Consider the following 9,743-nt stretch of genomic DNA (forward strand, 5'->3'; position numbering starts at 1 on the left):
TATATAAGTAACATTAAATTAAGTAAATATAATATATAAATTTATTATTATTATTATTATTATTATTATTAATATTGCTAAATTTATTATTACTATTACTATTATTGTTAATATTAATATTATTGCTATTAATATTATTATTGATGTTGTTATTAAATGATTACAATATTATATAAAAATATGTTTTATTTAAGGAGAGTTTTAAATGGAATTAATTAAAAATAAAGATGAAAGTTCTTTAGATGTGAAAATTATTGGACGATTAGATACAAATACTGCCCCAATATTAGAGAAAGAATTATCTAATGATCTTCCAGATATTAAAGAATTAACTTTTGATTTTGAAGAATTATTTTATATTTCAAGTGCAGGACTAAGAGTTATTCTTTCAACTCAAAAAATAATGAATGCACAAGGAAAGATGCTTATTAAAAATGTAAATGGCTTAGTTATGGAAGTTTTTGATGCAACTGGTTTTGTTGACATTTTAACTATAGAATAAATAAAAATATTTGGTGAAATAATGGATGTGTCTAAATTAACTTTATCTGGTCAGAAAAACCTTAAAGATATTTCTAATGGAAAAAAGATTTATGAAAACTTTATGGAAATGACTAAAGACCCAATCAAACATAACGAAGAATTTTTATTAAAATTATTAGAGGATAATAAAGACACAGTTTATGGTAAAAAGTATGACTTTGCAAATATAAAATCCATTAAAGAATTTCAATCAAAAGTACCGGTAACAGAATATGATGATTATATAGAATATATACTTCCAATGGCTATGAATGGAACTAGTGAGCTAATTACTGCTTATAATGTAGATCATTACTGTAAATCATCTGGAACATTAGGGAATCCTAAAAAAATACCTTTTTCTGTAAATGCACAAGAATCAATGCAAGATTGTACAAATTCTTATTTAAAAGCTTTGGTTGCTGATAAAATTGGGTTAAATTGGATTGATTCTAAAACAATGAGTCTTATTGAGCTCTCTATTGAAACATTAGAATCTGGTGCTACATATGGGGCAATTTCTGCAAAATTCATGCTTCAATTTAAAGATTATATTAAAGAATTATTTACTTCTCCTTTTGAGGCTTTTTTCCCAGAAAATGATACCAATACAAGATATTTACATGCACGATTTGGATTAATGGAAAAAAATGTTGGTATGGTTCAATGTGCTTTTTATAACTTTTTTTTAGAAATATTAAGATATATTGAAAGTGATTGGGAATTACTTGTTAATGATATTGAAAAAGGCACTATTCATGAAACTATTAAAATGTCTAATAAGGTTAGAGAAAGTTTAATGGAAAAAATAGAACCTGAACCTAATCGGGCTGCAGAACTTAGGGAAATATTTAAAGAAGGGTTTGATAATCATATTGTTAAAAAAATATGGCCTAGTCTGGCGATTTTAGCAGGAACTGGTACTGGTGGTTTTGCAAGCTATGCTAAAAAAATAAAAGAAAAATACACAGGAGATGATGTAAAATTCTTATATACGGGATTAAATGCTTCTGAAGGGAATTTTTCAGTGCCTTATGATTTAGAAACACAAGACTCCATTTTCATGCCTAATAATGTTTTTTATGAATTTAGACCTGTTGAAAGTGAAGATTTAACTAGTTTACTTACTTTAGATCAATTAAAAGTAGGTGAAGAATATGAAATTATTATAACTAATATTTCTGGATTTTATAGGTATCGTATGCAAGATATTATTCGTATTAGTGGTATGTTTAATAATATGCCAAAAATGGAATTTTTATATAGGTTAAATCAAACAGTAAACTTAGCAGGTGAGAAAACAACTGAAATTGTTTTAAGAAATACTCTTAATAGAACTGAAAAAGAATTTAATTTTGATTTAATTGAATTTTCAATGTATCCAGATTCAGATTGCAGTCCACCTACATATAAATTTTTAATTGAAGCATTAAACATTCCTGAAGGTGTAAAAAAAGAGGATATAAGACAATTTATTCAAGATGATTTATCTAGCTCTAATCCTTCTTTTGGTGATAAAATTAAAAAAGGAATTTTAGGTGAAATAGAATTAGATTATCTTTTTGAAGAAACTTATCTTTTATATAGAGATATGATGATTATGAAAGGTACTTCTTCTGCTCAATTAAAGCCACCTAGAGTTATTGTAAATGAATCTCAAAGAAAGTTCTTTTTTGCATTAATAGATAATGAATTATAAGGAGTTTTTTATAGTGGATTGTAATAAAAGTATTCCTGAATCACTAAATAACTTAGATGAACTTAAATTATATTCTAAATTTCAAGAATTTTTAAAAGATCCTTATAAAATTCAAAAAGAAATCTTATTTGATATTTTAAAATATGGAAAATCTTCTGAATTTGGGATTAAATATTCTTTTAATGATATTAAATCAATTAAAGAATTTCAAAAAAATGTCCCGGTTTCCGAATATTCTGATTATTTAAATGATATTTCAAAAATGAAAAAAGGAGAAGAAGATATTCTTTTTAATGGCTCAACTCATTCTTTTGTAGTTTCATCAGGAACTACTGGAAATATGAAGTATTTCCCTGATAGTGAGCGAGGACTTATAGCTAAAAATCTTGTAATGAAACTTAGATCTGTGCAGCTTGCTGTAATTTCTCCTAGATTATTAGATAATCCTTATATTTTGGGAATTACAAACTCTTCAGATTATGGTTTTAGTGAAGGAGGAATTCCGATAATGGCAGCATCTGGTCAAGGAATTAATAGCTATGAAGATGCAAATATTAAAATGATTTTACCTCAAGAATTAATTCAAGCAAAAGATATTTCTAATGAAGATAAAGATTACTTAATGGCTTTATTTACATTAGCTTCAAAAGAACTTACTGGAGTTATATGTAATAATTTAGCTCATTTTAATTTTTTACTTAAAGAAATTAAGAATAATACTCTTAAAATGATTGATGATTTAGATAATCATACTATTTCTTTAAATATTGATTCATCTTTAAAAGAAGTATTAATATCTAAATTTCCAGATACAAAAGAAAGGGCTAAAGAACTTAAAGAAATTTATTCTAAAAAAGGAGAACTTAAATCAGAAGATATATGGCTTAATTTTAAAACTGTGGGGTGCTGGCTTTCTTCAAGTGTAGGTAGGTGTGCACAAGATATTAAAAGAAATTTAAGTGAAGATGTAGATTTTTTAGAATGGGGTTATGGTGCAAGTGAAGGAAAATTTAATGTGCCTTTTAAAGCAAATATTTCTGCAGGACCAATAACTCCTTTTTCCTCCTTTTTTGAGTTTTTACCAGTTGATGGTGGGGAAATAGTAACATTAGAAGAGATAGAAGAGAAAAAACTATATGAATTAATAATAACTACTTATTCTGGTCTTTATCGTTATAATTTGCATGACATTGTTTCATTTAAAGGTAAAACTTTTAAAACACCAAATATTGAATTTGAATGTAAATCAAGTGAAAATATTGTTTGTAATGATGTTACATTGTATGTTAATCAATTTGACTATGTATTAAAGCAAACTGAAAAAGATTCTAATGAATTTATTAGCTTTTTTCAAGTAATTCCTTCAGATGATAAAAAAAGTATTTCTTACATTATTGAACCTAGCAGTAATGATTTTAATAAATTAAGATTTAGAGAGAATCTAATTAAAAATTTAAAGCATAATTTAAAATTAGAATTAAATAAATTGTTTATTATGAAATCAGGTTATCGTGATAGTTTATTTGTAAAAGTAGTCTCATCAGGTAAAACAATAACTTCAACTAAATTACCTACAATTGTAAGTAAAGATTCAATTTTAGAATCATATATAAAGGAAATTCTTATAACTTAAGGAGTGCGTTATAATTAAGAATACACTAACAAACAATTATTTAATTTTAAAATCTTTTAAATCATATCTATTTCTTTCAATAATAGGATTAATTAATGCTACTTTGGGAATAGTTACAGATGGTTTGGTTATTGGTAATTTTGTTGGCAATGAAGGTATGGTTGCCTATGGAATTGTTTCCCCTATTTTCATTTTAATTCTTGCTTTTGCAACAGTTTTTGGAAATGGAGGTACAATATTATCTTCTAATTATATTGGTCGTGAAGAAAGAGAAAAAGTTAATAGTAGTTTCACCATGACTTGTTTAATTGGCATTATAACTTCAATAATAATAACTATTTTTTCTCCTTTTTATGTAGATTATTTATCTGTTCTTTTAGGAGCTAAAGGGGCTTTAACACATATGGCTTCTGATTTCATGTTTGGATTAATATTAGGGACAACTTCTTTAATTTTCTCTCAAATATTGTTTTTATATACTAGATTAGATAATAATCCAAATTTAGGATTAATTTCAATTACAATTACAACGATTTTTAATATAACATTAGATATTTTATTTGTTACAGTATTCAACTTAGGAATGTTTGGTATTGGTATTGCAACATCAATTAGCTATGGCTTAGGTGTTTTAGTTTTATGTACTCATTTTTTAAGTAAAAAAAATACATTACATTTATCAAAACTCAATAATTTTAAAGAAGCTATTGATATTATTAAGATAGGATTACCAACAGCACTAAATAGAGTTTTTACAATGGCAAGAACAATTCTCACTAATAATCTTGCATTATGGGTTGGTGGAGTAATAGTGATGGGAGCTTTGTCTATTCAATCAAATATAAATCAATTATTAAGTGCAGTAGCTATGGGTGTGGGAATGACAACAATGTTACTAGGTGGGATTTTTTATGGTGAAGAGGATAGACGTTCACTAGCTGATCTTTTAAAAATTTCAATTAAATGGGGTTTATATATTATATTGCCTATTTCATTGTTCGTTATAGTATTTGCACCATTTTTAGTTGGTCTTTTTGGTGAAAACCCTGAAGTTCTTCTAACAGCAACTATTTCTATTCGCTTATTTGCATTATCACTTCCTCCTTCATTAATTGGAGTTATATTTCTAAATTTCTATAGTTCTATAAACAATACTTATATGGCTAATTATATTGGATTTGCACATAGTTTTTTATTAATATCTTTATTTGCAATCATTTTAACACCAATAATGGGTTCTAATGGACTTTGGCTTTGCTTTTTCCTTGGAGAAACTTTTACTTTAATTGGTCTTATTATTTTAATAAGAATTAAAACAGGAATATGGCCTAGAAAAATTAATGATTTTTTATTGTTAGATGATAGTTTTGAAAAGAATATTAAAGCTAGTTTTGCAATTTCAATAGGAAATAATATGGATCAAGTTATGGAATTATCTAATAAAGTTTATTCATTCATTGATAAATATCCTCAACATGATGATAAGCTTAAAAAAATTGCCTTATGTGTTGAAGAAATGGCAGGAAATATTGTAGAGCACGGTTTTGTATCATCTAAACAACATTACATAGATATTAGGATTGTTTTAACTGAAAGTGGTGTTATTTTTAGAATTAGGGATGATGGTAAACCATTTAACCCAATAGAATATGGTAATGAAAGCAATATTTCAAAAAATAAACTTGGAATTTCAATAGTTAGAGAAATAGCTAAAGATATTAATTATAGAAATACAATTGGATTAAATAACTTAACAATATTATTATAGGATGTAATTATTTAATAATAGTTATAGGTGTAATTAATTTAATAATAGCTAATAGGTATAATTATTTAATAATAGTTATAGGTGTAAATATGGAAAAAATTGTAGTTCCTGGAAAAGTGGAATACTTATCTCAAGTTCAAGAATTTATTAATTCTAAATTAAAATACTATGAGTTATTGCCTAAATTTCAAATGCAATTAGAACTTGTAATTGAAGAAATATTTATTAATATAGTAAAATATGCACATATGGAAGATTCGAGTGAAAATAAAATAGTTATTTATTCTTTATTTGATGAAGAAAGTTCAGTATTAACTATTAAGTTTGTTGATAAGGGAATACCTTTCAATCCTCTTAAAGAAGAAGATCCAGATTTAAATGCAGATATTGAAAATCGAAAAATTGGAGGATTAGGTCTTTTTCTTGTTAAGAAAAATACTGATGAATTAGAATATAAATATAAAAAAGGAAAAAATATTTTAACTTTTAAAAAATCTTTAAAATAGTTTTTTTTTAAAAATAGGTTAAATAAGAGGAAGAAAAATGGTTTTTCAAATTAAAAATTCAAATGAAAATAAACGAAAAATGACTGTATTTATAATTTGTAGTTTACTTTTTATTGTAGTAGCAGTGCCATTTCGTTATTTTTTTCCAATTTTTACAATATCTGAAATGCGACCAGCAAGTGCACTTCCTCCTGTTTTTGGAATGATGTTTGGATTTTGGGGTGCTTTAGGAGCAGCTTTTGGAAATTTAATTTCTGATATTATTGCAGGGTATCCTTTATCTATACTAATTGTAGGATTTCTTGCTCAATTTTTATTTGGATATATAGCTTATAAATTATGGTATGGTATTTCTCTAAATGGCAAATTTACATTTCCTCGTTTAGATTCTGTAAATAATTTATTAAAATTTATTATAGTAATTATAATAACTAGTGTAACAATGACTTGGTTGATTTGTTTTATAATAGGATCTTTAGGATTTTCTGATTTTTCTTCATTAACTAGCTTAATATTATTATTTAATAATTTTAATTTTTCCATGATTATAGGGGCAATTATAATTTCAATAGCTAATGTTTTTGGAATTAAAATGCATAAACCAATTAAACCAAAGAAAATGTATCTTTCTGGTAAAATATTTGATCTTTCAATTATTATTTCTACAATAATTGGATTAGTGTATACTTTTTATTCCTTTTTTTATAATCAAAATTATTATATATTCAATGTAGGAGTTATATTTTACTTACTTATAATTTTTTATGTATTTAAACCAATTGAAATAGATATAATTAATAAAAAAACTAAAGTAACATTAACTGAACTTTTTATTTTAGTATTTATTAATTTAGGTGCAGTAGTAGCAGTTTCAAATGGAATTGAAGATTTTTATTCTTTTCAACATATTACTAACCTAGTTAGTTTTTGGCTTAAAATTTATAATGATATGGCTATTAATATTGTTATATTTTATATTTTTTCAATAGTCATTTTATGGTACATTGAAAAAAATATCACAACTCCAATAGAATCAATGTCTGAGGCAGCTGAAGATTATATACAAAGTGAAAATAAAATAATGGATTCTTCTTCAATTATATCTCAAATTAATCAATTTGTAGATAATAGTAATGAATGTGGAATTTTATCAAGATCACTTATTCGAATGATTGAATATATAAAAAAATATATGAAAAATTTAGAAAAAGTAACTTCAGAGCGAGAAAGAATAAATACCGAATTAAATATTGCAGCTAAAATTCAAGAAGCTGCACTTCCTAAAGAATTTCTAAGAACAGATGATTTTGAAGTTTATGCTTTGTTTGAACCTGCAAAAGAAGTTGGTGGGGATTTTTATGACTTCTTTTTAATTGATGATGATCATTTAGCTATTGTAATTGGTGATGTATCTGGTAAAGGAATTCCAGCTGCACTATTTATGATGGTGTCTAAATCACTTTTAAAAAATGAAGCCAAATTTGGTATGAAACCAAATCATATTTTTAACATTGTAAACAATCAACTTGCAGTAGATAATGACGAAAACATGTTTTTAACAGCATGGATGGGAATTTTAGAGTTAAGCACTGGAAAGTTGGAATTTACAAATGCAGGACACAATCCTCCTTTAATAAAAAACAATTCTCAAAAATATGAATTTCTTAAATCTAGAGCTAACTTTGTCTTAGGACCTATGGAAAATATTAATTATGATAACAACGAATTACAATTAACCAAAGGAGATAAAATTTTATTGTATACTGATGGGATTAGTGAATCTATCAACAAAGATAAAGAATTCTTTGGAGAAGAAAAAATAGCTAATATCTTAAATAATAGTAATTTAGATATAAAAGAGTCTTTAATTAAAATAAAAAATGGTGTTGATAATTTTGCAGAAGGTCTTGAACAATTTGATGACATTACTATGCTAATATTAAAATATAAGTAACATTTTCATAGTTTTATTATAATCTTTCATCAATACCACAATCTATTTATTTCATATAAGAATGATTCTTTAAACATTATTTCTTATTTCCGTTAATATAAGATGTTGCTTAAATTTTGCAACTGTTTGGTATATTTGGTGACAAAATAACTTATAACAAATCCATGAACAAAAATAAACATTATCGTAACAAGCTAACTCCAAATGTTAAAAAAAAAAAAAAAAAAAAAAAATAGAAAAAAGAAAAAAAACCTAATAGAACTACTCACAGAAAAAACAGACATTAAAAAGCTATTTAAAAAAGAAAAAAAATAAATATAGCTTTAGACAATTACAGTGTTCACCACACAGAAATAATTAAAACAACAGATGAAATTTTAAATATGAACTCAATCTACTTACCATCAAAATCAGCCTATTTAAACCATATTGAAGATATATAAAGAAAAATAAAGATCTAATTATCACATGAATTCATTAAAAACGAGAAATTTTTAGAAAATCATTTTACAGAGTTATTTAATTAATTTGTGGACTCCTCATCATTTTATGAAAATTGGTTAGGCAAATACATAAAATGTTAAAAAAGTTTAGGTAATATACTATATACTATAATTAAAAATATAGTCATGAAAATAAAGTTTATAACTAATTATATTTTTTAAAAAATTTTATATTCATTTATTTATCAATCTAAATAATTACAATATGTATTTTTTTAATATAAAACAATTAAAGATTATTTTAGAAATTAAAGATAATAACAACTTATATTTATGAAATAGATTAATATCTCCATAAATCATTGATTAGAATCTTTTCTTTCAGGACTATAATTAAAAAAAATAGGATAAAGAGATAAATAAAATAATTATCTCAAAAAAAAAAAAAAAAAAAATATAAAAGAGGCAATATAAACCATATCCCCTCTAAAATGTGTTCAAATTATTCCTTTTTTCTTCTATATAGAATAGTAAACATAGATAATAACGCTAAAAGTAATGCAAATATAGGAACACCAGTATGTTGCATTCCAGAGCTACCTTTAGGAACTATATTATCTTTAGCTAAAACATTTACAGTAGCTGTATCTTGACTTGCACGATACAAGTAATCTCCTGCAAATCTAGCAGTATACTCAAATGCACCTGCTTTAGTAGTTTTATATGCAAATGTAGCTATTCCTTTACTATCTGTATAGTTAGATCCAACTAACTCACCATCAATATAGAATCTAATAAGTTTACCTTCCAATGGGTCATCTGTTAAGAAAGCTTTTAAAATTGCATAATCTCCAACATAAACAACTGCATCATATGCAAATAAGTAAGTTTTGTTTTTAACAACATCATAAGGAGATATAGGTTTAAATTGATAGTTAGTGTAATTTGAACCAACATTAATAATACCTGTACTCACATTAACCTCACTAACAACAAGACTAAGACCATTAACTCTAGCAACAACATCAAAACTAGTAGTTCCTCCATTATCAAGAGAAACTAAACTCCATTTAACAGTTTTTCCTTGAGAGTTATAAACTCCATTATCAGAAGAACTTAAATAAATTAGAGAATTACTTAATAAGAAACTTACATCAGTAGAAGTTGCATCAGGACCATTATTCTTAACTGTAATAGTGTATTTAACTGTATCACCAG

General features: G+C 25.0%; 7 protein-coding genes. 6 read left to right on the forward strand and 1 reads right to left on the reverse strand.

Annotated elements, in window-relative coordinates:
* The first annotated feature begins 205 nt into the window (after positions 1–205).
* From MBCUR_RS09165 to MBCUR_RS09190, 6 genes are all read left to right on the forward strand, one after another.
* On the forward strand, positions 206–502 hold the full coding sequence (locus MBCUR_RS09165) for an STAS domain-containing protein (protein ID WP_067092605.1): 297 nt from the start codon (positions 206–208) through the stop codon (positions 500–502).
* Between the two features lie 21 nt (positions 503–523).
* Positions 524–2,221 carry a GH3 auxin-responsive promoter family protein gene (locus tag MBCUR_RS09170; RefSeq protein ID WP_067092606.1) on the forward strand — a complete coding sequence of 566 codons (1,698 nt, stop codon included), beginning with the start codon at positions 524–526 and terminating at the stop codon, positions 2,219–2,221.
* A gap of 13 nt (positions 2,222–2,234) precedes the next feature.
* The gene (locus MBCUR_RS09175; RefSeq protein WP_067092607.1) at positions 2,235–3,854 is read left to right on the forward strand and encodes a GH3 family domain-containing protein; all 1,620 of its coding nucleotides are present in this window, start codon (positions 2,235–2,237) and stop codon (positions 3,852–3,854) included.
* A 91-nt stretch (positions 3,855–3,945) separates the two neighbouring features.
* Positions 3,946–5,622, forward strand: a complete 1,677-nt coding sequence (locus MBCUR_RS09180; RefSeq protein WP_281190583.1) for an MATE family efflux transporter — start codon at positions 3,946–3,948, stop codon at positions 5,620–5,622.
* Between the two features lie 89 nt (positions 5,623–5,711).
* A complete protein-coding gene (locus tag MBCUR_RS09185; protein ID WP_067092609.1) occupies positions 5,712–6,128 on the forward strand; it encodes an ATP-binding protein in 417 nt (138 codons plus the stop codon).
* 37 nt (positions 6,129–6,165) lie between these two features.
* A complete protein-coding gene (locus tag MBCUR_RS09190; RefSeq protein WP_067092610.1) occupies positions 6,166–8,082 on the forward strand; it encodes a SpoIIE family protein phosphatase in 1,917 nt (638 codons plus the stop codon).
* A 945-nt stretch (positions 8,083–9,027) separates the two neighbouring features.
* On the opposite strand, the gene MBCUR_RS09195 is transcribed toward MBCUR_RS09190, so the two are convergent.
* Positions 9,028–9,743 (reverse strand): Ig-like domain repeat protein (locus tag MBCUR_RS09195; protein WP_157077730.1); only part of this gene is annotated, 716 nt, incomplete at its 5' end.

This window comes from Methanobrevibacter curvatus (genome assembly GCF_001639295.1).
In the GTDB taxonomy this organism is placed as follows: Archaea; Methanobacteriota; Methanobacteria; order Methanobacteriales; family Methanobacteriaceae; genus Methanoflexus; species Methanoflexus curvatus.